Source organism: Streptomyces sp. NPDC048612 (assembly GCF_043199295.1).
Lineage (GTDB): Bacteria > Actinomycetota > Actinomycetes > Streptomycetales > Streptomycetaceae > Streptomyces.
Map to the genome: position 1 here is coordinate 351,285 of NZ_JBICVV010000002.1, position 24,921 is coordinate 376,205.

Consider the following 24,921-nt stretch of genomic DNA (forward strand, 5'->3'; position numbering starts at 1 on the left):
ACGGGCGTATTCTGACAGCGAAGTACGGGGCGGGCAGTGGAGCGAGGAGCCGTAGAGCGTGCCCAAGAGGGTGGACCGTGACGAACAGCGGCGGCAGATCGGTGGGGCCGTCCTGCGCCTCGCCTCCGAGCAGGGGCTGGACGAGGTCAGCGTGCGCACGGTGGCCGCCGCGAGCGGCCGCTCGCCGGGGGCCGTGCAGAAGTACTTCCGTACCAAGGACGAGCTGCTCACGTTCGCCGCCGAGTTGGTCGGCGAGCGCGTCGAGGAGCGGATGGCCGCCGTCGACTCCGGCCTCCCGCCACGCGAGGCGCTCCGCGCACTCGTCCTCACCACCCTCCCCGTGGACGCGGAACGCCGGGCCGAGGCCGCCGCCCAACTCGCCTTCGCCACCCGCGCGGCCCACCATCCCGGCCTCGGCGCGATCCGCCGGCAGGTCGACGAGGACGTCCGTACGGCCCTCGGGGCCTGGCTGGCGTCCGCCGGGCACGGCAGCGGCCCGGACGCGGCCGCGGACTGCAGGGCCCTCGCCGACGCCGTGATCGCACTCGCCGACGGACTGGCGCTGCGGCTGCTGTACGCGCCCGGTGAGCGGGAGGCGCTCCTGCGCGCGCTGGACCGTGCCCTGGAGGCGTTGATTCCGGCGCCTTCCAGGCCATCACCATCGCCGCGCCCTTGAGGGACGGCGATTCTCCTCAGGAAGTCCGTTCCGGGGCGTCGGCACCTATGAGTCGGCGGTGTGGAGCGGAGAGGCGTGGCCAGGGACCTTGTTGCCGGCTCGTGCCGGTCCGGGGTCAGTTCTGTGGGTCGCCGTCTTGGATGGGTTCCGGGGTGACCCGGGCGCCGGTGACGGCATCGATGAAGACCGTGGAGTCGGCCCGTTGCCCGGGGCCCGGGGACATGCCAACCCTCCATACCGGCCGCCAGGCCTGGTCGACGCGCTGTGCGAGAAGCGTGCCCGGCTTCGCGACGGAGTGACCGGCGCCACGTTCCGCTTGCTTCTTCGCAGCGGCCTCGGTGACGGCGGCCTTCGGCAGCTTGGGGTCCTTCGTGCATCGTGCGGCCATGCTCGTCACACGGCCCGCGGGCGAGACGCTCAGATCCAGCCTCATCGGCATCATCACCCCGTTCACCGAGCGGCGGTAACTCAGCATGTGCGGGCCCCGCTTGCCGTGCAGGGCGGTAACGGTGAGTTCAGCGTGTGCTATCTCGCTGGAGAACCACTTCTCGGCGAACTGTTCCCCGGTCGCGCGCATCTCGGCGACGGAAAGAGAGCCGGTGTCGCTTTCTCCCGCCTTCGGAGTGAGGCGTTCGAGCTTTCGGTCCGGCCAGAGAGCGACGACGGTCCCCCGTGAGGTTTCGGCTTCCAGGCGCCAACGCCCGCCCTTCAGCTTTCTACTGGAACTCCCGGTGATCTTCGCTTCCTTCTCGTACACCTCGGATACCGTTTGCTTCAGCCAGGCATCCTGCTTGAGCAGGTCACCCATCCTCGCGCGCAGACGCTGTGTTTTCTCTTCCGAGTTCGCCGGCGTGACAGTGAACGCGAATGCCGCGGTGATCAGCAGACCTCCCAGCGCGCCCACGCACACGCCCCACAGGGCATCTTTTCGGGTGAAGGGACGACAGCGCCTGTGGACCCACAGGAGCGCCGTTCCGACAACAATACCCAGGACGCCCCCCAGCGTGTTGGCCTTGATGTCGTCATAGCTGCACGCACGGCCCATATCCGTCCATGACTGCACCCACTCAATACCGCACGTCACCATCAGAATTCCGGCAAGGGTCATCACCGGGCGCCGGAAGAGCAATACGGCGAGACAGCTCACCGGGACGAACAGCAGGACGTTGAGCCGAGCCGACTCGGAATCCAGGAATTCCCACCGGGGCAGGCCGACATCGCAGATGCCGGCCTGCCCGGAGCCTCCGCCACCTGGCATGAGAGTCACGGCGAGCACACCGGCCAGGGCCGCCGAGAACAGCAGCACCAGGCTTATGGACCTGCCCCTGAGCTTCGCCATCACGGCCGCCGGAACACCCAGCAGGAGCGTGACGACGAGAAGTGCCGGGATCAGGCCGGGCAGGGCTCTGATAGATGCTTCAATCACCAGGTCCATCTTTCAAGAGGGCGGGATAGGAGCTGCTCAGCGAAGGTGCTCGCCCAGGGTGTTTCCATCCCTCAATGCCCCGCCGACAACGATGCCTCGAAGCATCTTCCGTGAAAAGAAATCACGCACATCCCCCTTTTTCCCGGCAGTTCGACGGTCAGATCGACGTGCCGGATTCTCCGTGCTCGGCAAGCACCGCAGCGACACTTGACCGCAAGATGATCTTATGTGGCAGTGATCGACTGGACAAGTGATTCCGGGCGGTGAGCCGATAGATGAGGACATTTCCGGTGTGGAGCCGAAGCGGCTTTCGCTGACTCCTCGGCTGCCGCCCGTCGTCACGGCGGCGGGCCGTTACGGCCACGCACGGGAGGGGGGTGCACCGAGGGGGAGAAAGCGAGTGGTCGCCGATGTTGCGGAGTGGTTATCCAATCGGAGGCGTGAGCGCGGTTTCGGGGGGTGGGGGTGGGCTATCAGGGAGGCATGAATAACACCCACGAACCCATGCCCACAAACAACTCGTATGACGGCTTTGGCGCCTATGACCACAACCGGTCCGGTGTCGGTGCGCATCGGACTGCACTGATCATTCACACGATCGGGGATGTGGCCGCCGGATTCCTTGGGCTCTGGATACTGCTCTACCTGCTCGAAGCGAACCAGGGAAATGTCTTCGTCGCATTCGTCCATGGAGTGGCCGACGTGCTCGCCTGGTGGTCGCAGGACATCTTCACCATGGACGCCGAAGGGGTGCGGGTTTTCCTCAATTACGGTCTGCCTGCGGGGCTTTACCTGCTGCTGGGGCATGGGATCGCCGCGCGGGTTCGTCGTATCTGAGCGCTTCCGTCCCGGGAGGGCCGGCTCGGTCGGAGGAGCGGGATCGGTCGGAGGAGCGGGATCGGCCGGAGGCGCTCGTTGGTGGGGTCGGGCGACTGCCTAGCATGAGGGGGTGATGTCCAGCAGCCCGTACGTATCGGCACGGCCCGCCGCCCGGCGGTGGCGTGTGCTGTGTGTGCTCGGGCTGCTGGCGGGCCTGTTGGGTATGCACGGGCTCGGTCCCGGGGGCGCGATGGCGCCCACCGGGCATGAGCACCGTATGGCCGTGGTGGCCGGCGTACAGGCGCACTGTCCAGGGGACGGTGACTGCGGCGGCAGTGGGCATCTGCATCACGCGGACGCGGCCTGCGCGTCCGCCGCGCTGCACGGGCCGCCCGCGGTACCGGCGCTCGTCCCCTCCCTCGACTGCCCCGTACAGCCCGCCGGTGCGGCAGGCGTGGGCGAACCCAGCAAACGGGACGGCGGGCGGGCGCCGCCCTCTCTGGCAGAACTCCAACTGCTGCGGATCTAGGAGCACCCGACGGCACGGACGCCCGCTCAAGGGCGCGGTGCCGCCGCTCGGCACGCCCTGATACCGCTGCATTCCAGGAGTTCACCCATGAAGTCCATGACTTCCGTCCAGTCCATGAAGTCCACGGAGTCCACCAAGTCCGTGGAGTCCGTCAAGTCCGTGGAGTCCGTCCGTCCGGTCGCGCGCCGCCTCGCGTTGGGGGCCGTGGCCGCCGTTTCCGCGGTGGCGCTGGCCGCTTGTGGCGGCAAGGACAGTGAGAGCCGGTCCGATGGCCGTTCGCCGTCGGAGGCCGGCTCGTCGGCCGGTGCCTCGGCGCCGGCCGGGGCGCACAACGCGGCCGATGTGGCGTTCGCGAAGGGGATGATTCCGCACCACCGGCAGGCCGTGGAGATGGCCGAACTGGCTGCCACCCGCGCCTCGTCGAGCCAGGTGAAGGAGCTCGCCGCCAAGATCAAGAAGGCGCAGGACCCGGAGATCACGACGCTGTCCGGGTGGCTGAGGGCCTGGGGCGAGCAGGTCCCCGAGGAGATGGCGGGCATGGACCACTCCGGTCCGTCGCACCCCTCCGACCGGTCGGAGCACTCCTCCCACAGCAGCATGCCCGGCATGGAGCACTCGGCCATGCCCGGGATGATGGGCGCGGAAGAGATGGCCGCGCTGAAGGAGAAGTCGGGTAAGGGATTCGACCGGTCCTTCATGGAGATGATGGTCGGGCACCACCGGGGCGCGGTGAAGATGGCGGGCGTGGAGAAGGAGAAGGGTGCCTACGGGCCCGCGAAGACGCTCGCCGACGCCGTCATCAAGGCCCAGGAGGCGGAGATCGCGCGGATGAAGCGGTTGCTGGGTGAGGGGTGAGGGGGTGGCCCCACACAGGTGGCTCCATGCGAGCGTGGCCAGCGCCCGGCCCCGGCCCCGGCTGCTGATGGGCCTCGCCGTCGGCGGTAAGCCGTAGCGATTGGCGGGGAACCGTAGCCATCAGCCGTAAGCCTTGCTGCCGGGTGGTAGGTGATGGGTGATGGGTGGGCGCCGCCTTCGGGCGGTCGCAGCCCGCTCGCCCACCTGACGGCCTCACCCGCCTGACCGTTGTCCGTCGAGCCTTCCAGGAGACGGCGGACAGCGGTCAGGCATCGAGCCCACCCCTTACGGCGACGGTGACGGCCCGCCCGGCGGGGCGCCGCGGAGGGTGGCGAGGCGTCGGCGGTACTCCTCTTCGTCGATCTCCCCGCGGGCGTAGCGCTCCGCGAGGATCTGCTCGGCGCCAGGGCCGGCGCCCGGTCCAGGACCGGTGCCTGGGCCTGGGCCGGGGCCTGGGCGGGTGCCCGGGGGCGCGGTGGGGCCCTGGCCCGAGCGGCTCAGGGCACGGACGATCAGCAGGGCGATGACGAAGAGCAGCGCCAGGAACAGGAACAGGCTGATCGACATCGCGAGCCAGGCCCATCCGCCGCCATGGCGGCCGTACCAGCACAGCATCGGCCCTCACCTCCCGCGCGGCGCGCGGAGCGGGCCCGGTGGCCGCAGGTGACGGCGGGTCCCCTGCCCTCATGGCTTCAGGCGCTGCCGCGCCACTTCCATGGTCTCCCGTTCCGGGGCGGGCGGCCATGGGTGGGCCGGCCGGCTGCGGAGCGTCCGGCGGCCGGAGGCGTCGCGCCTCGTCAGGCAGCTCTTTTCTTGTTCATCCCCACGTCGTCCGGCCGCTGTGAGCGCTACGGTGCAATCCGTGCGCAGCGAGTACACGTTGCGTCACGGATCGACAAGTCGTGGCTGCCTGGGCGTGCCCGAGTGCCGCCGCGCGTCTGGGGGGACTGCATGCACGAGATGACCAAAGGCGCCAACATCGGCCTGGCAGCCCTGAGCGAGGACACCGGCTCGGTGATCGTGAGCCTGAGCTGGAGCAGCGCGGCGGGGGCGGGGGACGCCGATGTGTCCGTACTGCTCCTGGGCGGTGACGGCAGGGTGCGCAGCGATGCCGACTTCTTCTTCTACAACAACCCCGCCTCCCCGGACGGCAGTGTGCAGCTGCTGGGCAAGACACCGACCGGCAGCGGCAGTGAGGACCGGATCAGCCTCGATCTGACCGCGATGCCCGCCGATGTCGACCGCGCGGTGCTGGCGGCCAGTCAGTACGGTGACGCCCGCTTCGGTGAGCTGGACGATCTGCGGCTGACGCTCTCCGATCGCGCGGGCGAGGCGCTGCTGGGTTACACCATCGCCGGGGCGAGCACGGAGAGCGCGTTTCTCTTCGGTGAGCTGTACCGGCGGGGCGAGGAGTGGAAGTTCCGGGCGATCGGCCAGGGGTACGAGACCGGTCTGGCGGGGCTGGCCACGGACTTCGGCATCGATGTGGATGACGCGAACGAGGACGTGCCCGTGGAGGAGGGCGCGGGGCAGACCGAGACCACGGGGCAGGCGTCGGCGGGGCAGGCGGTTTCCGCGGCCGAGGTGGCGGAGGCGCTGGACGGCGTACCGGAGGCGGCATCGGCGGGGGCGGCGCCGTCGGCCGAGGCCACGGTGCCCCGTGCGCGGCGGCCGCGCACCGCCAAGAAGAAGGTCACGCTGCCCAGGGCGGAGAAGAAGTCGCTGGCGGAGAACGACAGTTGGCGGACCGCACGGCTCTTTCCCGCGGGCTCGCTCAAGAGTGACCGGGAGCGGGAGGGCCGGGCCACGTCCGTGCTGCTGTCGGTGATGGCCGAGGTGCCGGAGTTCGGCCGCCGGCTGACCGCGGGCTTCGGCGCACCGGCCGGCCGGATGCAGACGTTCACCGAGGTCGCGCTGCCGCACGGCGACGGTCCCAGGCGCCCGGACGGGGTGATCCGGGTGGAGCGCGCGGGAAAGCTGTGGACCGCGCTGGTCGAGACGAAGACGAACGGCAACGCGCTGCGGTCCGAGCAGGTGCAGAACTACCTGGACATCGCCGCCCGTCGTGGCTACGAGGCGGTGATCACGCTCTCCAACGACGTGGCCCTGGAAGGCCGTCCGCTGGTGCAGGTCAAGACGGACGGGCGGCGGAAGCACAAGGTCGTGCTGTGGCATCTGTCCTGGGCCGAGGTCACCTACCAGGCGCAGACCCTGATCCGGCACGAGGGCGTCGGCAACGCCGCCCACGCCTGGCTGCTCCAGGAGCTTCTGCACTACCTCCAGCACGAGAACTCCGGCTGCCACGGCTTCCAGAACATGGGCCCGGCCTGGGTTCCGGTGCGCAACGGCATCGACACGGAGACCCTCTGCCGGGGTGACGAGCGGGCGGTGGAGGTCGTGGAGAGCTGGGAGCGGCTGATCCGGCAGGTCTGTCTGCGGCTGGGCGGGGAGCTGGGCCAGAAGGCGCTGCCCGTACAGCGCGGCAGGCGCGGCACCGATCCGCATGCCCGGCGGACCGTGCTCGCCGACCGGCTGTGCGACGAGGGGCGGCTGTCCGCCGAACTGCGCGTCGACGGTGCGCCCGGGGTGCTCGCCCTCACCGCCGATCTGCGGACCGGCAAGCTCCGCACTTCCATCGACACCCCCGTGCCCGATGGAAGTTACCCGCTCACCTCCGCGAAACGCCTGATCCGGCTGCTGGCCAAGGCGCCCGCCGACCTCCATGTCGAAACCCTGGTGGAGGGGGACAACGGCCCGCGCGGCACCCTGGAACGGCTCCGTCCGGAACCGGCCGACCTGCTGCCCAAGGGAGGGGCGGCGATCACGGGTTTCCGGCTGTCGTTGTTCAAGGGCATGGGCGCCACGCGGGGCAGCGCCGCGTCCGGGTTCATCCGCAGCGTCGACGAGGCGGTGGACCAGTTCTACGCGCACGTGGTCGCGCATCTGCCGGCCTTCGAACGGCGGCCCGCCCCCACCACGTGAGGCGGTGGGCCGGCCCCCGTCCGTGCCCCCGGCCGGGCTACCCCGTCCCCCGCTCCCCCCGATACCCCCGGTATTCCAGCCCCGCGAAGACGGCGACCGCGGCGGCGCCGGTGAGGAGGAAGGCGGTTCCCAGGGTGGTCAGGGGCAGGAGGCCGGTGAGGGGGAGCAGGAGGAGGGCCAGGGCGGAGAGGGCGTTGGCGGTGATGACGGTCAGGGTGAGACGGGCGGGGATGCGGGGGTAGCCGGCGATGAGAGCGAGGGCGGCGGCGCCACCGAGCATGGCGATGCCGAACGGGACGGACCAGGTGGTGGGCAGGCCGAGCGGGCCGCTGAGGGGGCTGCCGGCGGCCAGCAGGACGACACCGAAGGCGGCGGTGCTCCAGCTGTCGATGCGGAGGGCGGTGCGCAGGGGGTCCGGGGTGGCGGTGGATGCGGCGGCAGCTGTTGCGCCAACGGTGTTAGTGGCAGGGGTGGTTGACGTGGCCATAGGGGTCTCCTCCGTAGGGGCCGGGAGCTGAGTGGCGCCGGCCGGGGGTAGACCGTGACACCGCGGGGGTGACGTACTCAATGACCTGTGAGGTCATGGCCGCGGTGATGAGCGGGTGGCTATCCTCCGGGGATGACGGTGGATCAGTCGGCCCGGGTGGGCGTCCTGTTACGGGAGTGGCGGCTGCGGCGCAGACACAGTCAGCTCGATCTCGCGCTGCGCGCGGACACCTCCACCCGGCATCTGTCCTGTGTGGAGACCGGCCGGGCGCGTCCGAGCCGGGCGATGGTGCTGCGGCTGGCCGAGGCGCTGGACGTGCCGCTGCGGGAGCGCAACGCCCTGTTGCTGGCGGCCGATTACGCCCCCGCCTACCAGGAGAGCGGTCTCGATGACGCGGGGATGGCGCAGATCCGGGCCGCGCTCGACATGATGCTGACGGCGCACGAGCCGTATCCGGCCGTCGTGGTCGACCGCTGGTGGAACGTGGTGACCGGCAACGGGGCCATGTCCCTGCTCCTGGCGGGCGTCCCGCCGCAGCTGCTGACGCCGCGGCCGAACGTGTACCGGCTGACGCTGCACCCGGACGGGCTGATCGGCCGGCTGGCGAACGCCACCGAGGTCCGCGCCCTGGTCCTGGAGCGGCTGCTGCGCCAGGTCCGCACCACGGGGGACGAGCAACTGCGCGCACTGTACGAGGAGGTGTGCCGCTACCCGGTGCCCACGGAGCCGGAGACGGTCCGGGCCGGTGACGACCCGGCGGCGCGGCCGGGGCCGATTCAGGTGCCGCTCCGCATCCGGGTGCCGGGCGGTGAACTGTCACTGTTCAGCACGATGGCCACGTTCGGCGCCCCGGCCGATGTGACGCTCTCGGAGCTGGCGATCGAACTCTTCTATCCGCTGGACGAGTTCACCGCGGAGGCGCTGCGCCAGGCGGCCGCCGGGCGGTGACCGGTCAGCGTCCGGCGGTGCCGGGCTGCGGGGGCACGGACTCGCCCTCCTCCTCGTGCTGGACGGCCGCCTCGACCGCCTCGGGGGGCATCGCGAGCCGTACCGCGGTGTAGTGCACGGCCAGGCTGAAGACGATCACGATCACCAGGTCCCACCAGTCGGGGAGCGCGCCGGTGCCGCCGTAGCGGCCGAACCGGCCGATGAGGATCATGCCTCCCAGCCAGGGCCAGACCCAGAGGGCGTTCCGGGCGCAGAGTCCGGCGCGTTCGGCGGCCGGGATGCCGCGGCGGGTGAGCGCGAGGAAGACGAAGCCGAGGGCGGCGGCGATGCCGAGCTTCCAGTCCGCCTCGTACCCGGACCAGTAGAAGATCAGGTTGGCGAAGACGAAGCCCATGGGGGCCAGCACCGGTCCGGCCGGGAGCCGGTAGGGGCGGTTCCGGGCGCCGTCGCGTACGCGGAGGGCGTGCAGCGAGACCGGCGCGAACGCGTACATGATCGCCGCGGCCGAGGTGACCAGGCCGACCAGCGCCTGCCAGCTGGGGAACGGCAGGAAGGCGAGCTCGCCGACGACGAAGGCGAGGAGGGTGGAGACGACGGGCACCCGGCTGCGGCCGACCTGGGTGAGGGTCCGGGGCAGCACCCGCTCGCGTCCCATCGCGTAGGAGAGCCGCGCGGCGCCCGCCATGTAGACCAGGCCGGTGCCGGCCGGGGAGATGACGGCGTCGACGTAGAGGATGGTCGCCAGCCAGCCGGCGCCGACGGCGGTCGCCAGGGTGGCGTACGGGCCGAAGTTGCCCGCTCCCACGGGGTTGTCCCAGCTGCGGGACAGGGCGCCGGGGTCCAGGGCGGCGATGAAGGCGACCTGGAGCAGGAGGTAGAGCGCGGTGCCGACGGCCATGGCCACGACCACCGCCCGGGAGATGTCGCGCTGCGGGTCGCGGGCCTCCCCGGCCAGCTGGATGGCCTGTTCGAAGCCCAGCAGCGCGAACACCACCCCGGCGGGCAGTGCCGCGAAGACGCCGTGCGCCCCGTGCGGGGCGAAGCCGCCGCCCGCGGTGAAGTTCGAGCTGTGGAAGGACAGCGTCATCAGGACGATGACGGTCAGCAGCGGCACGGCCGTCTTGAACACGGCGGTGACCGAGTTGATCCCGGACATCAGCCGCACCCCGAGGACGTTGATCAGCGTGAAGACCATCATGAGGACGGTCCCGATCACCAGGCCCGGGGTGGTGAGGGTGCCGTTGGGGTTGAGCATGTCCACCCGGTCGTGGACCCAGCCGACACGGTCCAGGTACGAGAGGGTGGCCTCGACCTCGATGGGTGAGATCAGCACCGAGCGCAGCCAGGACATCCAGCCCGCGGTGAAGCCGGTCAGCGGGCCGAAGGCGAAGAACGGGAAGCGGGCGGTGCCGCCCGCGATCGGGTAGGTGGCGCCCAGCTCCGCGTGGGCCAGGGCGAGCACGGCGAGCATCGCCGAGGCGAGCACCCAGGAGATCAGCGAGGCCGGGCCGGCGATGACGGCGGTGGTGAGCGCGCCGAGCAGCCAGCCGGAGCCGATGATCGATCCCAGGGAGAGGAACATCAGCCCCCAGAACCCGACCGCCCGGCGCAGATGGCGGGTCCCGCCCGCGTTCCCATTCCCCGCTACGGCTGGCTTGCTCACGCGCGCTCCTGGTTCACCGAGCCATCTAGGTCCTGGGGCGCGGACCTCGCGCTGGTGGCGCGCGGTGCGTCGCCCGTATACGGAGAGTAACGCGTGGAGTCCCGGTCAGGTTCCGGCTTGGGCGGCGAGTTCCCTCGTCGGGCCGTGCGGGTGGCGGGTGGTCGGCGCGTGTGGCCGTGCGGCTGGTTACCGCCAGTGAGTGGCCGGGGGGTGGGCGAGGGGGTGCGGGGAGCCGTTGCGGGACGGGGGGTGGGTGTGGAACAGCGTGGCGTAGAGGCCGTGGCGGGCGAGGAGTTGGGTGTGGGTGCCGGACTCCACCAGGCGTCCCTCGTCCAGGACCAGGATGCGGTCGGCGTCCGTGGCGAGGTCCAGATCGTGGGTGATCACGATGGTGGTGCGGCCCTCGGCGAGGCGCCGTAGTGGCGCGAGGATGTGCTGGGTGGCCAGGGTGTCCAGGCCGGTGGTGGGCTCGTCGAGGATGAGGACGGGGGCGTCGCGCAGCATGGCCCGCGCGATGGCGACGCGCTGCAGCTGGCCGCCGGAGAGCCGGGAGGTGCCGGGCGCGATGACGGTGTCGTAGCCGTCGGGCAGGGCGTCGATGAATACCTCGGCGTCGGCCGCCCGGGCCGCGCGGACGACATCGCCGTGGGTCACGTCGTCCCGCCCGCAGGCGATGTTCTCCTCGACGGTGTCGTGCAGGACGAGGGTCTCCTGGGGCAGCAGGGTGATGTTGCGGCGGAGCCGGGCGAGCGGCATGCGGTTCACGGGGACGCCGTCGAGCCGGATGCTGCCGGTGTCCGGGTCGTAGAACCTCAGCAGCAGGGCGGCGAGCGTCGATTTGCCCGCGCCGCTGGGGCCGGTGATGACGACCAGTTCCCCGGGCACCGCGGTGAACGAGAAGTCCTGGAGGACCTCGGTGGGGCCGCCGGGGTAGCGGAAGTGGACGCGGCTGGCCTCCACGGCGCCGACCGCGCGGCTCGGTGTGGGGACGACGACGGCGGGGTCGGGGTCGGTGACGGCGGGGCGGGCATCGAGGATCTCCAGCAGCCGCTCGGAGCCGGCGGTCGCCTCGGTGACCGTCAGCCCGAGCTGGCCGAGGTCGCGGATCGGCGGGTAGAGGTAGCCGATGAAGGCGGCGAAGGCCAGCAGCTCGCCGAGCGTCATCCGCCCCGCGGAGATCTCCCACGCGCCCAGGCCGATGATCGCCAGGACACAGAGGGTTTCGAGGACCTCGACGATCTGCTCGTACAGCTCGTTGAGGCGGGCGCTGGTCACCGAGGCCCGGAACCACCTGCGCGCCTCGCGGCGGAGCCGTTCCTGCTCGTCGTACTGCCGGTTGTAGGCCTGCGTCAGGACGACGTTGACCAGCCCTTCCTCGACCACCGAGGTGATCGCGCCGTCGGCCGCGCGCTCCCGGCGGGAGACCTCCTTGACCCGGCCGGTGAAACGGCGGGTGGCGATCACGAAGAGCGGGGCGAGGGCGAAGGTGACCAGGGCCATGTCCCAGCGCAGCCAGATCGCGGCGCCGGCGTAGAAGATGATGCCGAAGACGGCGGTGGCCGCCTGGACCAGCCCGCTGACCACCAGTTCCTCGATGGCGTCGACATCGCCGGTCATCCGCTCGACGAGGTCGCCGCGGCGGTTGCGCTGGAAGAAGTGCGGCGGCAGCTTCTGGAGGTGGGCGAAGACCCGGGCGCGCAGCCGCATCACGAAGCGCTCGGCAGTCCAGGCGGCGAGCGAGTTGCCCAGGTACCCGACCACCCCGCCGGCGACGGCCACGCCCAGCCACAAGGCGGCCGGTGACCAGAAGGCGCTGACGGAGCCCTTCTGGAGAGCGTTGTCGGTGAGTTGGGCGAAGACCAGGATGGCCACGGTCTCGGCGAGCGCGGCCACGATGGCGCAGAGACAGATGAGGACGATCCAGCGCCGGTCGCCCTGGGTCAGCGGCCAGAAACGGTGTACCGATTCCTTGAACCCCACCCGCCGGGTGCCGATCGGGGCGTCGGCCACCAGGCCGGCGCGCAGGACCCGGTCGGCGCCGGGTTCCGGGGGTGGCGGGGCGGTGGGCCGTGGGCCGGGCGGGGGGAGCGGGGACGGGGCGGCGGGCTCGTGCGAGACGGACGAGCCGGGCCCCACGGGCGGTGCTTGCGGGCCTTGTTGAGGCGACGCCGCACGGCGCTCCGCGCGCCGGCGCGAGCTGCGAAGGTGCATGGTCGCTACGTCATATCGTCGCTGCTCGGGCGGATGGCCGGGGCCACAGGTGGCCCCTCAAACCAACGAGGCGGACCCGCGCGGAACGCGAGCCTGCCTCGGACTCAGGTTTTCGAGTCAGTGGCGACGACGCCTGCGCAGATACCTGCGTCCACGCCTCCTGCGACGCCGACGGCGGCCGTGGTCGTGGTCGTAATCGTCGTCGTGCCTACGCCTTCTGGGGAAGACATTGCGGAAGCTCATACTCGCCTCCTCGTTGCGTGTTCTTTATCGAACCGTTACCAGTACGACAACTCCCAAGCTACGACGCTCACCTGTCTCCAACAAGGCGGAATGCGTGAAATTTCAGATATAGACCAAGTTTCTTCGCAAACAACTCAAAGAGTGGTGAATCGTCACTCTCCGGATGCCACAGAACGGGAGCGCGGCCGGGCCGGTCCGGACTACCCCGCGGCGGCGCCCGCAGGGGCCGCACGGGCCCGTACGAGCGCCGCCGGACGGCACCGTCGCCCGGGGTCAGGTCGCGCTGAGCGCCACCGTCGGATGCAGCCGGGAGGCCCGTACGGCCGGATAGAGGCCGGCGACGACCCCGATCACCAGGGTGGCGCCCAGCCCGCCGGCCAGTGACCAGGGCGGGACGACGGCGGTCCACCCCTGGGCGCGGGCGAAGGCGACGGTGGCGGCGGCGCCCAGGGCCGCGCCCGCCAGCCCGCCGAGCGCCGACAACAGCAGCGACTCGGTGAGGAATTGCCTCCGGACCGCGCCGCGCGTCGCGCCCAGAGCACGGCGCAGCCCGATCTCCTGACGGCGCTCCAGTACGGAGATCACCATCGTGTTGGCCACGCCCACGCCGCCGACCAGCAGCGCGACCGCCCCCAGGCCGAGCATCAGCGAGGTCAGCCCCTCGTCGGTGGCCGCCTTGGCCGCGAGGGCGTCGGAGGGGCGGGAGACCTTCACCGAACCCTCGTCGCCCGGGTTGACCGTACGGGCCAGCACCCCCTGGACCGCCTCCACCGAGGCGTCCGTGGAGCGCTCGAAGAGCATGGTCGGGTGGCCGTCGAAGCCCAAGTAGCGCTCGGCGGAGGGGTATCCGACCAGGGCCGTGCGGTCCAGGTTCGGCACCAGCTCGACGGGCGCGAGGATGCCGGTGACCACGTACCAGCGGTCGTCCAGGAGGATCTTGCCGCCGGGCCCGGAGACGCCGAGACGGTCGGCGGCGACCGAGCCCAGCACGACGGTGGGCAGCCGCTCACTGGCGCGGTTCAGCCAGCTGCCCTGGCCGATACGGGCATTGAGCGCGGCGAGCAGGTCGGTGCGGGCGGCCTGGACCGTGACGCCGGCCGCCCTCTCCTCCGGTACGGCGTCGCTGCGCCGCACCCGGGCGTCGACCGCGCCGGTGGCCGTGGCGTGCTGGACCGGGCCGATCCGCTCGACCATCGCCACCGCGTTCTTGGGGAGCTTGACGGCGCCGCCCATGGGGTCCTCACCCGCCTCGGCGGTGAGCAGATTGGTGCCGAGCCGGTCGAGCCGGTTCATGAGGTCGGCGCGGCTGGAGGTGGACAGCCCGACGACCGCGACCATCGTGGCGATGCCGATCGCGATGCCGAGGGCGGACAGCACGACCCGGGCGCGGCGGCTGCGCAGGCCCTCGGCGCCGACCCGCAGTACGTCGGCCGGGGAGAGCCGGGCCGGGCGGAGCGCGGGGCCGCTCATGGGGACACCTCCTCGGCGGGCTCCACAGGGGAGCCGGGTGCGGCCGGAGCGGCACCGGAGTCGTCGACGATCTCGCCGTCGCGGAAGCGGATGCGGCGGGGCAGCGCGGCGGCGATCTCCTGGTCGTGGGTGATGACACAGACGGTCGTGCCGGCCGCGTGCAGCTCGCGGATGAGGTTCATGACCAGGGCGCCGGAGGCGGTGTCCAGCGCGCCGGTCGGTTCGTCGGCGAGCAGCAGGTCGGGGTCGCCGACCAGCGCGCGGGCGATGGCCACCCGCTGCTTCTCGCCGCCCGAGAGCTGGTGGGCGAGGTGGCCGGTGCGGTGCCCGAGCCCGACCTCCTCCAGGGCCGTACGGGCCCGTGCGCGGCGCTCGCGCAGCGCCGCGCCGCCGTACAGCAGTCCGTCGGCGACGTTGTCCTGGGCGCTGCGGCCGGGGGCGAGGTGGAAGTGCTGGAAGACGAAGCCGATGTGGCGGGCGCGCAGCGCGGAGAGCTGGGCGTCGGACAGCCGGTTCACGTCGTATCCGGCCACCCGGACCTCGCCCGAGGTGGCCCGGTCGAGGGTGCCGAGGAGGTTGAGCAGGGTGGACTTGCCGGAGCCGGACGGGCCGACGATGGCGGCCAGTTCGCCGCGCTCCACCCGCAGGTCCACACCCCGCAGGGCGTGCACCCCGCCCGGGTAGGACTTGGTGGCCGCCCGCAGTTCGATCACGGGTGGGGTCATTGCTCGGCCGCTCCGACCGTCATGCCCTCGGCCAGCCCGGACCCGCTGACCTCGATCCGGCCGTCGGCCGTCAGACCGGTCTCGACCGCCACCATGCGGGTCCTGGCGCCCTGTACGAGTTCCAGCCCGTAGCCGCCCTCGCGCAGCGCGACGACCGCCTCGACCGGAACCGTCAGGACGTCCTTGCGGCTCTCGCTGACGAACTTCACGCTCAGGGTGGCCTGCCGGTCCTCCTGCCGGAGCCCGGCGCCGCCGTCGAGCGTGATCTCCACGTCGATGCCGTCCGAGGACGAGCCACCCCCGCCCTCGGCGGACTCGGCGTCCTCGGGGGCCGCGACACCGCTGACCCTGCCGTGCCGGGTGCCTCCGCCGGGCAGCGCGATCTCCACCCTGGTGCCGTTGGCGGCCAGTGCCCGGTCGGCCTGGTCGAGCGAGGCCCGTACGACGGGCCTGGTGGAGGCGACCGTCAGGACCTTGCTGTCCGGGCCGACGCTGTCGGCGAGGGCGGCGTCGGCGGACACCACCCGGACCGGGCCGCGCTGGAAGACGACGTCCCCCTGGCCGACCTCGCCGTCGGCGGTCATGTCCAGGGACTTCTGCCACTGCCTGACGGCGGCCCCGGTCGCCCCGTCGAAGCGGGCGTCCACGTACAGGCCCGCCCCGAAGCCCAGGTCGCGGAGGTTGCGCTCCAGTTGGAGGACGTCCGGGCCGCGGGCGCCGGCCTTCATCGTGCGGAACATCGGGGTCGCACCGTAGAGGAGCGTCACCGGCCGGGCGTCGCGCTCGTACAGCCGCTGCCCGAGCGAGACGGTCTTCCCCGCTTCGGCGGCCTTGGTCACCGTGCCGTCCACGGGGGACTTCACCGCCCGCCGCTGTGCGTAGTCCAGCCGCCCGTCGACGGTCGTGCTCTGCACGAGGTCGGTGCGGGTGATCTCGGTCGTGGTGGGCGGCCCCTTCGGCTTCCCGGCCGAGGCGTCCTCCCCGGGGCCGGTGAGGATCATGACACCGGCGGTCGCCGCGGTCGCGGTGACCGCCGCCGCCAGGGCGACCAGGCCCCGGCGGCGCTTTCCCGACGGGCTCACTGCATGCCGTCCAGGCCGTCCAGGAGCTTGTCCTTGCAGGCCTGTTCGGCCTGCTTGTAGGCGGGCGAGTCCTGCGCGATCTCGGGCGAGGCGGGGTTCGGGTCACCGCCGGGGATCACATTGCCGTCCTGCAGCCGCGGGTTGGTGAACTTCGATACGCCATGGGCGCGCATGCACTTGGCGTGCGCGAGCATCGACTCGTAGTCCTTCTGGGTGTCGCGGGGCGGCTCCAGGCTCATGGCCTTCTGCATCTCGTTCTTGCAGGCGCCGCCCCGGCCGGCCTTGGCGACGTCGTCGCTGCCCCGCTGCTCCTGGAGTTCGTTGATCTTCGTCCAGTCGAGATGGCCGCTCAGCTTCGGGTCGGGGTAGTCCTTGGTGATCTTCTTGCGCATGCACTGGACGAACTTCATCTGTGCGTCGTAGAAGGCGCTCTTGCCCTGGGCCCCACCGGACCGGGACGCGTCGCCGGCGTCCTTGGTGCGGCCGGTGGAGGGCGCGTCGCTGACGGAGGCGACCCCGTCGTCGGACGACTCGGCGGCACCGCCGCAGGCCGTGGTCAGGACGAGGGCGGGGACGGCGGCCAGCAGCGCGAGGCGCGCGGCACGGGAACGTGTCTTCTGCGTCATGCCGACAATGTCGGGCCGGGAATTGGTGGCCGCTCCATGGCCGCATGATGAGAACGTAACAATGCCGCCGGCCCCCGCCTTCGCCCTGTGGATAACTCCTGAGCTGCGGAAACCCTCGCCCATAATCGCCTCATGCCGCATGTGCTGTTGATCGAGGACGACACGTCCGTACGGGACGGAATGGAGCTGGTGCTGCGTCGGCACGGCCACGAGGTCGACGCCGTCGCCACCGGTGAGGCGGGCCTGGAGCTGCTGTCCCGGCCGCGCGGCGGCGGCATCGAGATCGCGGTGGTCGACCTGATGCTGCCGGGTATCGACGGCTTCGAGGTCTGCCGCCGCATCCGTGGCCGGGGACAGCTGCCGATCATCATGCTCACCTCGCGCGGCGACGACCTGGACGTGGTCAGCGGCCTGGAGGCGGGCGCCGACGACTACGTGGTCAAGCCGATCACCGGCCGGGTGCTGGAGGCCCGCATCCGGGCGGCGCTGCGGCGGGCGGGGCCGGTCACCCGCACGGACACCGACGACTTCGACGGGCTCGTCGTCGACCGGGCCGGCCTGACCGTCACCAAGCGCGGCGAGCCCCTCCCCCTGCCGCCCACGGAGCTGCGGCTGCTGCTGGAGCTGTCGGCCTCCCCCGGCCGGGTCTTCAGCCGCGAACAGCTCCTCGAACTCGTCTGGGAGCACGACTTCCTGGGCGACTCCCGGCTGGTGGACGCGGCGGTCGGGCGGCTGCGCGCCAAGCTGGAGGACCTGCCCGCCAGGCCGCGCTACATCCAGACGGTACGCGGCTTCGGCTACCGCTTCGGGCCGCTGTGAGCGCGCCATGAGCACCACGGAAGGGAGCACGGAGACCGCGGCGCCGTCCGCTCCGCCGTCGGCCGCACGGACCGGACCGCGGGCCCGTCTGCGGCTCCCGCGCCTCGACGGGCTCCGCGGCCGGCTGATCGTCACCGTCGTCGTGGTCGCCCTGATCAGCGCCGTCACCGCCACGGCACTGGCCTACCGCGAATCCCGTGACGCGGTGCTCAAGCGGGCCCAGAACGCCGCCGTCGAGGACTTCCGCAACCGCGTCAACACCCTCGCGGCGGAGCTGGATGTCCCGACCGATCCCCGCTCCATGGCCCGGTTCGCCACCGATGTCTCGTCCGGCCTGCGCGGCGCGCTGGTCGTCGCCCAGTACCGCGACTACACCGCCTCCTCCGACCCGTCGGCGGACCGCAGCCGGATCACCGCCGAACTGCGCGCGACCGTGCGCACCCGCACCCAGGTCTCGCTCCAGCGGGTGGAGCACGGCGGGAAGCCCTGGCTGGCCCTGGGCGCCCCGGTCCTGCTGGACTCCGCGGGCCGGGCCGGCGGCTCCGGGCAGCCGTCCGGCGTCGAGATATTCGCGGTGGTCTCCCTGGCGGACGAGGAGCGCGACACCGCCGATCTGGTCCGCAGTGTGCAGAGCGGTCTGCTGCCCGTGGTGCTGCTGGCCGCCGTCCTGGCGCTGCTCGCGGCCCGTACGGTCCTGCGGCCGGTCCGCAAGCTGGCACGGGCCACCCGCCGGCTGGCCACCGGCGAGCTGAGCATCCGGGTCGAGGAGAAGGGCCGCGACGAACTGGCGGAACTCGCCCACACGTTCAACGAGACGGCCGGTGCGCTGGAGCACAGCGTCGGCGAGCTGCGCGAACAGGAGGCGCTGGCCCGCCGTTTCGTCGCCGATGTCTCCCATGAGCTGCGTACCCCGCTCGCCGCCATGACCATCGTCTCCAGCGTCCTGGAGGAGGACGCCGACCAGCTCACCCCCGACACCGCGCACGCGGCCCGCACGGTCAGCGCCGAGACGGCCAAGCTGACCCGGCTCGTCGACGACCTCATCGAGATATCCCGCTTCGACGCCCGCGCGGTGGCGCTCACGGTGCACTCGGTGGACATGGCCGAGGCGGTGCGCGGCACGCTCGCGGCCCGTGGCTGGACCGACCGGGTCGACGCCGATCTCCCGCCGGGCATACGGGCCCGGCTCGACCGCCGCCGGCTCGACGTGATCGTCGCCAATCTCGTCGGCAACGCGCTGCGGCACGGTGCGCCGCCGGTGACGGTCACCGTACGGGCGGTCGACGACCGGCTGACCGTCGAGGTCGCCGACCACGGACCGGGGCTGGCCCCCGAGGTCGCCCGCCATGTCTTCGACCGCTTCTACAAGGCCGACAGCGCCCGCAGCCGCTCGGAAGGCAGCGGCCTGGGCATGGCCATCGCCCTGGAGAACGCCCGGCTGCACGGCGGCACCATCGCACTCGCGCCCCCGGCGCCGGGCGTCGGCGCCGTCTTCACCCTCCAGATACCCCTCCGTACGGAACCCGCCTCATGAAGCGCCCCCGCACCGCCCTCACCTGCTGTGTGCTCGTGCTCCTCACCGCGGGCTGCGGCATCCGTCCCACCGGCGTCATCTCCGGCGGCACCGCGCCCTCCGGGATCTCGGACACCATGCGGATCTACTTCGCCTCCGACCGCGGACTGCGAGGGGTGTCGCGGCCCGGCATCAAGGTCGAGACCTTCATGGCCGCCTACAAGCTGTTGCTCGTCGGACCGAGCGCGGAGGAACGGGCCGACGGACTGGCCACGTTCGTGCCCTCCGACACGCGCCTCAGCATCACCTCGCACCAGGGCCATGTCACCATCCGCGCTCCCGAGTACACCTCCGGCTCCCCTCAGGACCAGAGCACCGGCCAGCTGGTCTGCACCTTCGCCCGGGCCGAGGTCCTCCTCCACGGCACCCGCCCGGACAAGGTCCAGGTGACCCTCGTCGGCGGCGACGGACGCGCCGGGCCGTACCAGTGCCAGCAGTTCCTGTCGCGCTGAGTCCCTACGGGTACCGGGCCGCGCACCACCGACGCCGCCGCCGGCGTCCAGGCGGGGGATGCGCCGCTGGGCGGCGAACGCGGCGGCCACGTACCGCGGGTCGGGCCGCAGGGCGTACTCCCGCAGGCATGCCTCGGTGAACTTGATGACGTGTTCGTCGCCGTGCTCGCCGGCGCGGGCGCCCAGTTCGCCCACCGGCGGCAGGTCGCCGGCCACCGACCGCCAGGCCGCCGTGCCCTCGTCCCGCCGGTCGGTGGTGAAGGCCAGCAGGAACGCGGCCTGCACCTGCCACAACTGGGCCAGCGTCGGCTCGTACAGCGCGGGCGGCAGATGCGGGAGCACCAGGCGTACGGCGGCGGGCGCGGTGACGCCGTGGATCAGCGGCACCGGGTACACCTCCGGGTGGCCGAGGTAGACATCGGCGAACTGGGCGGTCATCTCGGACAGCATCCGGGGCGCCTGCGCCGGATCGGGCCACTCCAGGGCGTCCTGGTAGCCGGGCAGTTCGGCGAGGGTGTCCAGCCGGTGCCGGGCGGTGCCGGGCCCCAGGCCGCCGTCCTGCGGCACCCGGGGCAGCGCGGCCACCGCGGACGGCAGGTCGTGGGTGCCGCGCAGCCGCGGCCGGCCGGGAAGTTCGGTGTAGCGGGCGGCCCAGTACGCCAGCCCGCGGGCGAGTTCGTTCAGCTGGAGCTGCGTGGGCTTGTCGGCGGCGGCATACAGCCCCCGTACGGCGTGCGCGGTGCGGATCAGGCCGTGGGTCAGGCCGGCGAACAGGCCCGGTATCAGGCGCGGCCACCACCGGACGAGCACCTCGCGCCAGTGCGCCCCGGCCAGTTCGCGGACGAAGAGCCGCTCCCAGTCCCCGGCCCGGGGGAAGTCGCCGAGCGCGGGGCGCCAGGAGGACTCGTCCGCGGCGTCCAGGGCGAAGCGCGGGGCCGGTGGCGCGTGGTGCTCCATGGCCCGCCGGTAGCGCCGCACCCACGCCGCGACCTCGTCCTCCTGCCCCAGCAGAGCGAGGGCCTCGGCGCCCATCGGGCCGTGGTTGGCGAGATCGACCCCCTGCCCGCGCTCGTACCCGAGGTCGTCCATGCGTTCCAGCGCGTCGTTGAGCGCGTCGTGATAGCTGATCGACGGCACAGGGCTCCACCTTTCGGATGTCCCAATGGTTTGGATATCCAAACCATCTACACTGCGCAGTATGCCGCACACGCACGAGGCCGGGAAGGCACCCCGGGTACCGACCCCTGACGAGACCGAAATCGTCGGCCTGGTACCGCTGTTGGAGCCGTACTTCCGGGGCGGCGTGGTGCGGGAGCTGATGCCGCCGCCACTGCTCCGGGCGATGGAGACGCACGGGCTGACGCCGCGCCACGGCGCCGTCCTGCCGCAGCTGCTGGCCGGACAGCCGCTGACCGTCAGCGAGATCGCCCGGCGGCTCCATGTGTCGCTGCCCACCGCCAGCGAACTGGTCGGCGGCCTGAGCCGGGCCGGGATCGTGGAGCGCGCCGAGGACCCGGCCAATCGCCGCCGCATTCTGGTGTCGCTCTCCGAGGACTACCGCCCCCTGCTCGAAACCTTCGTCGCCCGCCGGGGCGAGCCCCTGCTGCGCGCCCTGGACGGGCTGTCGCCGGACGAACGGGCGGGCTTCCTGGCGGGCCTGACGGGCTGGGTCCGCGAGGTACAGGGCGGGGAGCAGGCGGGCACCGCGGGCAGCGGGCGGTAGACGGACGCGCGGGAATCCGGGCCGCCGGCCGCCGGCGGAGGTACCGGCCCGGCGCCGGCGCGCACCGTGCGGAGGGGATCATTCAGCGCATGGTGCTCGCCGAATCCCTGTCCCTGGCCATGCTGCTCGTCGTGCTGGTGTGTGCCGTCGTCCGGCCGTTCCGGCTGCCGGAGGCGGTCTTCGCGGTGCCGGCCGCCGCCGTGGTCATCGCGGCCGGGGCGATCACGCCCGCCCATGTGCGTGAGGAGGCGGCGCGGCTGGGACCGGTGATCGGCTTCCTCGCCGCAGTGCTGGTGCTCGCCAAGCTCTGCGACGACGAAGGGCTCTTCCACGCCTGCGGCACCTGGATGGCGCGCTGGTCGGCGGGGCGCCCCGGCCGGCTCCTGGGCGCGGTGTTCGCCCTCGCCTCCACCATCACGGCGGTCCTGAGCCTGGACGCCACGGTGGTCCTGCTGACCCCGGTGGTGTTCGCCACCGCCGCCCACATGGGAGCCCGCCCCACCCCCCATGTGTACGCGTGCAGCCATCTGTCCAATACGGCGTCGACGCTGCTGCCCGTCTCCAATCTGACGAATCTGCTGGCCTTCGCCGCCACCGGGCTGAGCTTCACCCGGTTCGGGGCGCTGATGGCGCTGCCGTGGCTGGTCGCGATCGGCGTCGAGTACCTGGTCTTCCGCCGCTTCTTCGCCGCCCGGCTCCGGGACGTGACGCCCGGCCCGCACCCCGCCGAGCCGCCCGAACTCCCGCTGTTCGCGCTGATGACGGTGGCCGGCACGCTCGCCGGTTTCGTGCTGACCTCCGCCCTGGGCATCGACCCTGCCTGGGCCGCGGCGGCCGGTGCGCTCGTGATGGCAGTCCGCGCGCTGGCCCGGCGCCACACCACCCCCGCCGCCGTCGTCCGGGCCGCCGGGCTGCCGTTCCTCGCCTTCGTCCTGGCGCTGGGCATCGTCGTCCGTGCCGTCGTCGACAACGGGCTCGCCGATGCGCTCGGGCGGCTGCTGCCCGACGGCACCGCGCTGCCCGCGCTGCTCGGCACCGCCGCGCTGGCCGCCGTCCTCGCCAACGTGATCAACAACCTGCCGGCCGTGCTGGTGCTGGTGCCGCTGGCCGCGCCGAGCGGCCCCGGCGCCGTGCTCGCGGTGCTCCTCGGGGTGAATATCGGCCCCAACCTCACCTACGCCGGTTCACTGGCCACCCTGCTGTGGCGGCGTATCGTCCACCACCACGAACACGACGTCAGGCTGCGGGAGTTCACCGTGCTCGGGCTGCTCACGGTGCCCGCCGCGCTGGCCCTGGCGACGGTGGCGCTGTGGGTCTCGCTCCAGCTGATCGGCACCGGCACCTGACGCGAGCCGGCGCCTCACGGGCCGCCCGGCCCGCCTCACCGGCCGCCCGGCCCGCCTCAGGGCCGCCTTGTGCGCATCAGGAACAGCCCCACCGCCGACCCGATCACCACGATGCCGCTGCCCACGCTGACCAGCACCTGCTGCACCCCGTCGAAGGCGAAGCTGGTGGTGACGTTGAACGCGACGGCGACCACGAGCACGAACCAGAGCAGGGCTTTCATGGCAGTTCTTCCTTCCGAAGGGGCACGCACACCGCGGAGTTGATGCGCGTCTCGCTGGGAACGAGACTGCCCGCCGCGGGCCGCCGGTTCGAGGGAGCGGCCCCCCGGATGCGGGGTGGAGCCCGCTACACCCCGCATCCGGGGGCATACCCGACCGCGTCCGGGGAGCGGCTCGCTTAGCCTGAGCTCATGGGGGAGACGGTGCGGCGGGCGGGGCGGGCCACGGCTCAACTGATGACGGCGGCAGGGCTGGCGCTGCTGTCGTATCTGTTCCTCGCGGTGCTGCTGTTCACCGCCGTGGCGACGCTCATCGTGATCGGCGCCGGCGTACTGCCCGAGACGGTGCTGCTGCTGCGCCGGACGGCCGGGTTCAAGCGGCGGCGGGTGGCGGCCTGGACGGGTTCGGCGGTGCCCGAGGCGTATCTGCCGCTCACCGGGGAGCTGTCCGCGCGGGTGCGTACCGCGCTCGCGGACCCGGGCACCTACCGGGATCTGCGCTGGCTCGCCGTCCACTTCGGCTACGGCTGGCTCCTGGCGTATCTCGCGCTGCCGTTGTGGGCGGTCGGGCTGCTGGTCGACGGGGTGTGGTGCGGGCTGCTGCGGCGCCGCGCCGTCGTGCTGCCGCTGATCGGGCGCCTCGCCGACCTCGACGCGGCCTGGTCGCGCGCGCTGCTGCGGCCGCCGGCGGACGGCGGGCAGCGGGCCCGGCTCGCCGAGCGGGTCGAGGAACTGACCGTCACCCGGGCCGGCGCGGTCGCCGCGCACGGCGCCGAACTGCGGCGTATCGAACGGGATCTGCACGACGGCACCCAGGCCCGGCTGGTGGCGCTGTCGATGCGGGTGGGGCTGGCCCGGCGGGCCTACGACACCGACCCCGAGGCGGCCCGCAGGCTCCTCGACGACGCCCAGGACCAGGCCGAGGAGGCCCTCACCGAGCTGCGCCAGGTGGTCCGCGGCATCCATCCGCCGATCCTCACCGACCGGGGCCTCGTCGGCGCGGTGCGGGCGCTCGCGGCGAGCAGCGGCCTGGAGGTGACGGTCCACGAGGACGGGCCGACGGAGGGCCCGCGCGCCCCGGCGGCGGTCGAGGCGGCCGCGTACTTCGTCGTCGCTGAGGCCCTGACCAACGCCGCCAAGCACAGCGGGGCGGACCGGGCCCGGGTGGAACTCGCCCGCGCGCCCGGCCGTTTGACGCTGTCGGTACGGGACGAGGGGTGCGGCGGCGCGGAGGCCGCCTCCTCGGGGGCGGGCGGCAGCGGGCTGCTCGGCATCCGGCGCCGGGTCGCGGCGCTCGACGGGACCGTGCAGGTGACCAGCCCCGCCGGGGGCCCGACCGTGATCGATGTGGAGCTGCCGTGCGCGTGGTGATCGCCGAGGACAACGCCCTGCTCAGGGAGGGGCTGGTGCTCCTGCTGACCTCCGCCGGGCACGAGGTGGTGGCGGTCGCGGCCGCCGGCCCCGAGGTGCTGCCCGCGCTCCTCGCGCACCGCCCGGACGTCGCCGTGCTGGACGTCCGGATGCCGCCCGGCTTCCGCGACGAGGGGCTGCGGGCGGCGCTGGCGGCCCGGCGGGAGATCCCCGGCCTGCCGGTGCTGGTGCTGTCGCAGTACGTGGAGGAGACCTACGCCACGGAGTTGCTGGGCGGCGGTGCGAGCGGCGTCGGCTACCTGCTGAAGGACCGGGTGGGCCGGGTCGACGAGTTCCTGGACGCGCTGGAACGGGTCGCGGCGGGCGGCACCGCACTGGACCCGGAGGTGGTCACCGAACTGCTGACCCGCCGCCGCGACGACCCGCTCGCCACCCTGACCCCGCGCGAACGGGAGGTGCTGCACCTGATGGCGGAGGGCCGCGACAACACCACCATCGCCCGGCTCCTGGTGGTGTCGGACCGCGCCGTCAGCAAACACATCGGCAACGTCTTCACGAAGCTGGGCCTGCCACCCGGCGACAGCGGCCACCGCCGGGTGCTGGCGGTGCTGGCGTATGTGAACGGGGGGTAGGGGGCGGGGTGGTGGGGCGGGCCCGGAGGACGAGCGCCCCGGAAC

The 24,921-nt window shown here is 72.4% G+C and carries 22 protein-coding genes; 12 read left to right on the top strand and 10 right to left on the bottom strand.

Features of this window, described 5'->3' with window-relative positions; translation table 11 throughout:
* Positions 1–58 precede the first annotated feature (58 nt).
* Complete coding sequence (locus tag ACGFN2_RS04815) at positions 59–676, top strand: TetR/AcrR family transcriptional regulator (protein WP_362603733.1); 618 nt, start codon at positions 59–61, stop codon at positions 674–676.
* A gap of 115 nt (positions 677–791) precedes the next feature.
* Here ACGFN2_RS04815 and ACGFN2_RS04820 read toward each other — a convergent pair whose 3' ends face one another.
* Positions 792–2,111 carry a VanZ family protein gene (locus ACGFN2_RS04820; RefSeq protein WP_393357555.1) on the bottom strand — a complete coding sequence of 440 codons (1,320 nt, stop codon included), beginning with the start codon at positions 2,109–2,111 and terminating at the stop codon, positions 792–794.
* Positions 2,112–2,585: 474 nt separating this feature from the next.
* Here ACGFN2_RS04820 and ACGFN2_RS04825 point away from each other — a divergent pair, with 474 nt between their 5' ends.
* From ACGFN2_RS04825 to ACGFN2_RS04835, 3 genes are all read left to right on the top strand, one after another.
* Positions 2,586–2,939 carry a hypothetical protein gene (locus ACGFN2_RS04825; RefSeq protein WP_393357557.1) on the top strand — a complete coding sequence of 118 codons (354 nt, stop codon included), beginning with the start codon at positions 2,586–2,588 and terminating at the stop codon, positions 2,937–2,939.
* 115 nt (positions 2,940–3,054) lie between these two features.
* Positions 3,055–3,450, top strand: coding sequence for a DUF6153 family protein (locus ACGFN2_RS04830; protein WP_362603736.1), 396 nt, complete (start codon positions 3,055–3,057; stop codon positions 3,448–3,450).
* Between the two features lie 159 nt (positions 3,451–3,609).
* Positions 3,610–4,305: a DUF305 domain-containing protein gene (locus ACGFN2_RS04835; protein WP_393357999.1), complete on the top strand. Its 696-nt coding sequence runs from the start codon at positions 3,610–3,612 to the stop codon at positions 4,303–4,305.
* Between the two features lie 285 nt (positions 4,306–4,590).
* On the opposite strand, the gene ACGFN2_RS04840 is transcribed toward ACGFN2_RS04835, so the two are convergent.
* Positions 4,591–4,920 (bottom strand): SHOCT domain-containing protein, encoded by a 330-nt coding sequence (locus ACGFN2_RS04840; protein ID WP_393357559.1) that lies wholly within the window; start codon positions 4,918–4,920, stop codon positions 4,591–4,593.
* Positions 4,921–5,256: 336 nt separating this feature from the next.
* On the opposite strand from ACGFN2_RS04840, the gene ACGFN2_RS04845 reads away from it, so the two are divergent.
* A complete protein-coding gene (locus ACGFN2_RS04845) occupies positions 5,257–7,287 on the top strand; it encodes a TerD family protein (protein ID WP_393357561.1) in 2,031 nt (676 codons plus the stop codon).
* A 37-nt stretch (positions 7,288–7,324) separates the two neighbouring features.
* Here ACGFN2_RS04845 and ACGFN2_RS04850 read toward each other — a convergent pair whose 3' ends face one another.
* The gene (locus ACGFN2_RS04850; protein ID WP_393357563.1) at positions 7,325–7,774 is read right to left on the bottom strand and encodes a hypothetical protein; all 450 of its coding nucleotides are present in this window, start codon (positions 7,772–7,774) and stop codon (positions 7,325–7,327) included.
* Positions 7,775–7,906: 132 nt separating this feature from the next.
* Here ACGFN2_RS04850 and ACGFN2_RS04855 point away from each other — a divergent pair, with 132 nt between their 5' ends.
* A complete protein-coding gene (locus ACGFN2_RS04855; RefSeq protein WP_393357565.1) occupies positions 7,907–8,722 on the top strand; it encodes a helix-turn-helix domain-containing protein in 816 nt (271 codons plus the stop codon).
* Positions 8,723–8,726: 4 nt separating this feature from the next.
* Here ACGFN2_RS04855 and ACGFN2_RS04860 read toward each other — a convergent pair whose 3' ends face one another.
* The 6 genes from ACGFN2_RS04860 to ACGFN2_RS04885 form a co-directional block, all read right to left on the bottom strand.
* Positions 8,727–10,385, bottom strand: coding sequence for an APC family permease (locus ACGFN2_RS04860; RefSeq protein ID WP_362603746.1), 1,659 nt, complete (start codon positions 10,383–10,385; stop codon positions 8,727–8,729).
* A gap of 186 nt (positions 10,386–10,571) precedes the next feature.
* A complete protein-coding gene (locus ACGFN2_RS04865; RefSeq protein WP_393357568.1) occupies positions 10,572–12,521 on the bottom strand; it encodes an ABC transporter ATP-binding protein in 1,950 nt (649 codons plus the stop codon).
* A 591-nt stretch (positions 12,522–13,112) separates the two neighbouring features.
* Positions 13,113–14,309 carry an ABC transporter permease gene (locus tag ACGFN2_RS04870; protein ID WP_393357570.1) on the bottom strand — a complete coding sequence of 399 codons (1,197 nt, stop codon included), beginning with the start codon at positions 14,307–14,309 and terminating at the stop codon, positions 13,113–13,115.
* Positions 14,306–15,034 (bottom strand): ABC transporter ATP-binding protein, encoded by a 729-nt coding sequence (locus ACGFN2_RS04875; protein ID WP_362603750.1) that lies wholly within the window; start codon positions 15,032–15,034, stop codon positions 14,306–14,308. The genes ACGFN2_RS04870 and ACGFN2_RS04875 overlap by 4 nt, the downstream gene beginning before the upstream one ends.
* The gene (locus tag ACGFN2_RS04880; RefSeq protein WP_393357572.1) at positions 15,031–16,116 is read right to left on the bottom strand and encodes a peptidoglycan-binding protein; all 1,086 of its coding nucleotides are present in this window, start codon (positions 16,114–16,116) and stop codon (positions 15,031–15,033) included. Before ACGFN2_RS04880 ends, ACGFN2_RS04875 begins: the two co-directional genes overlap by 4 nt.
* Positions 16,113–16,742 (bottom strand): hypothetical protein, encoded by a 630-nt coding sequence (locus tag ACGFN2_RS04885; RefSeq protein ID WP_393357574.1) that lies wholly within the window; start codon positions 16,740–16,742, stop codon positions 16,113–16,115. Before ACGFN2_RS04885 ends, ACGFN2_RS04880 begins: the two co-directional genes overlap by 4 nt.
* Before the next feature lie 132 nt (positions 16,743–16,874).
* Between ACGFN2_RS04885 and ACGFN2_RS04890 the strand changes: the two genes are divergently transcribed.
* The 4 genes from ACGFN2_RS04890 (at position 16,875) to ACGFN2_RS04905 (ending at position 22,655) form a co-directional block, all read left to right on the top strand.
* Positions 16,875–17,561: a response regulator transcription factor gene (locus ACGFN2_RS04890; RefSeq protein ID WP_362603755.1), complete on the top strand. Its 687-nt coding sequence runs from the start codon at positions 16,875–16,877 to the stop codon at positions 17,559–17,561.
* A gap of 7 nt (positions 17,562–17,568) precedes the next feature.
* On the top strand, positions 17,569–19,095 hold the full coding sequence (locus ACGFN2_RS04895; protein WP_393357576.1) for an ATP-binding protein: 1,527 nt from the start codon (positions 17,569–17,571) through the stop codon (positions 19,093–19,095).
* Positions 19,096–20,784: 1,689 nt separating this feature from the next.
* Positions 20,785–21,309: a MarR family winged helix-turn-helix transcriptional regulator gene (locus tag ACGFN2_RS04900; protein ID WP_393357578.1), complete on the top strand. Its 525-nt coding sequence runs from the start codon at positions 20,785–20,787 to the stop codon at positions 21,307–21,309.
* A gap of 89 nt (positions 21,310–21,398) precedes the next feature.
* Positions 21,399–22,655, top strand: a complete 1,257-nt coding sequence (locus ACGFN2_RS04905) for an SLC13 family permease (RefSeq protein ID WP_393357580.1) — start codon at positions 21,399–21,401, stop codon at positions 22,653–22,655.
* A gap of 56 nt (positions 22,656–22,711) precedes the next feature.
* On the opposite strand, the gene ACGFN2_RS04910 is transcribed toward ACGFN2_RS04905, so the two are convergent.
* Positions 22,712–22,876 (bottom strand): hypothetical protein, encoded by a 165-nt coding sequence (locus tag ACGFN2_RS04910; protein ID WP_393357582.1) that lies wholly within the window; start codon positions 22,874–22,876, stop codon positions 22,712–22,714.
* A gap of 189 nt (positions 22,877–23,065) precedes the next feature.
* Here ACGFN2_RS04910 and ACGFN2_RS04915 point away from each other — a divergent pair, with 189 nt between their 5' ends.
* Entirely contained in the window at positions 23,066–24,244 is a 1,179-nt protein-coding gene (locus ACGFN2_RS04915) for a sensor histidine kinase (protein WP_393357584.1), read from the top strand.
* On the top strand, positions 24,232–24,876 hold the full coding sequence (locus ACGFN2_RS04920) for a response regulator transcription factor (protein ID WP_362603768.1): 645 nt from the start codon (positions 24,232–24,234) through the stop codon (positions 24,874–24,876). The genes ACGFN2_RS04915 and ACGFN2_RS04920 overlap by 13 nt, the downstream gene beginning before the upstream one ends.
* Positions 24,877–24,921 lie beyond the last annotated feature (45 nt).

Coding starts and splice junctions, on each gene's coding strand:
- ACGFN2_RS04820 (WP_393357555.1), bottom strand. CDS start 2,111: ATGGACCTGGTGATTGAAGCATCTATCAGAGCCCTGCCCGGCCTGATC.
- ACGFN2_RS04825 (WP_393357557.1), top strand. CDS start 2,586: ATGAATAACACCCACGAACCCATGCCCACAAACAACTCGTATGACGGC.
- ACGFN2_RS04830 (WP_362603736.1), top strand. CDS start 3,055: ATGTCCAGCAGCCCGTACGTATCGGCACGGCCCGCCGCCCGGCGGTGG.
- ACGFN2_RS04840 (WP_393357559.1), bottom strand. CDS start 4,920: ATGCTGTGCTGGTACGGCCGCCATGGCGGCGGATGGGCCTGGCTCGCG.
- ACGFN2_RS04845 (WP_393357561.1), top strand. CDS start 5,257: ATGCACGAGATGACCAAAGGCGCCAACATCGGCCTGGCAGCCCTGAGC.
- ACGFN2_RS04850 (WP_393357563.1), bottom strand. CDS start 7,774: ATGGCCACGTCAACCACCCCTGCCACTAACACCGTTGGCGCAACAGCT.
- ACGFN2_RS04855 (WP_393357565.1), top strand. CDS start 7,907: ATGACGGTGGATCAGTCGGCCCGGGTGGGCGTCCTGTTACGGGAGTGG.
- ACGFN2_RS04870 (WP_393357570.1), bottom strand. CDS start 14,309: ATGAGCGGCCCCGCGCTCCGCCCGGCCCGGCTCTCCCCGGCCGACGTA.
- ACGFN2_RS04875 (WP_362603750.1), bottom strand. CDS start 15,034: ATGACCCCACCCGTGATCGAACTGCGGGCGGCCACCAAGTCCTACCCG.
- ACGFN2_RS04885 (WP_393357574.1), bottom strand. CDS start 16,742: ATGACGCAGAAGACACGTTCCCGTGCCGCGCGCCTCGCGCTGCTGGCC.
- ACGFN2_RS04890 (WP_362603755.1), top strand. CDS start 16,875: ATGCCGCATGTGCTGTTGATCGAGGACGACACGTCCGTACGGGACGGA.
- ACGFN2_RS04895 (WP_393357576.1), top strand. CDS start 17,569: ATGAGCACCACGGAAGGGAGCACGGAGACCGCGGCGCCGTCCGCTCCG.
- ACGFN2_RS04900 (WP_393357578.1), top strand. CDS start 20,785: ATGCCGCACACGCACGAGGCCGGGAAGGCACCCCGGGTACCGACCCCT.
- ACGFN2_RS04905 (WP_393357580.1), top strand. CDS start 21,399: ATGGTGCTCGCCGAATCCCTGTCCCTGGCCATGCTGCTCGTCGTGCTG.
- ACGFN2_RS04910 (WP_393357582.1), bottom strand. CDS start 22,876: ATGAAAGCCCTGCTCTGGTTCGTGCTCGTGGTCGCCGTCGCGTTCAAC.
- ACGFN2_RS04915 (WP_393357584.1), top strand. CDS start 23,066: ATGGGGGAGACGGTGCGGCGGGCGGGGCGGGCCACGGCTCAACTGATG.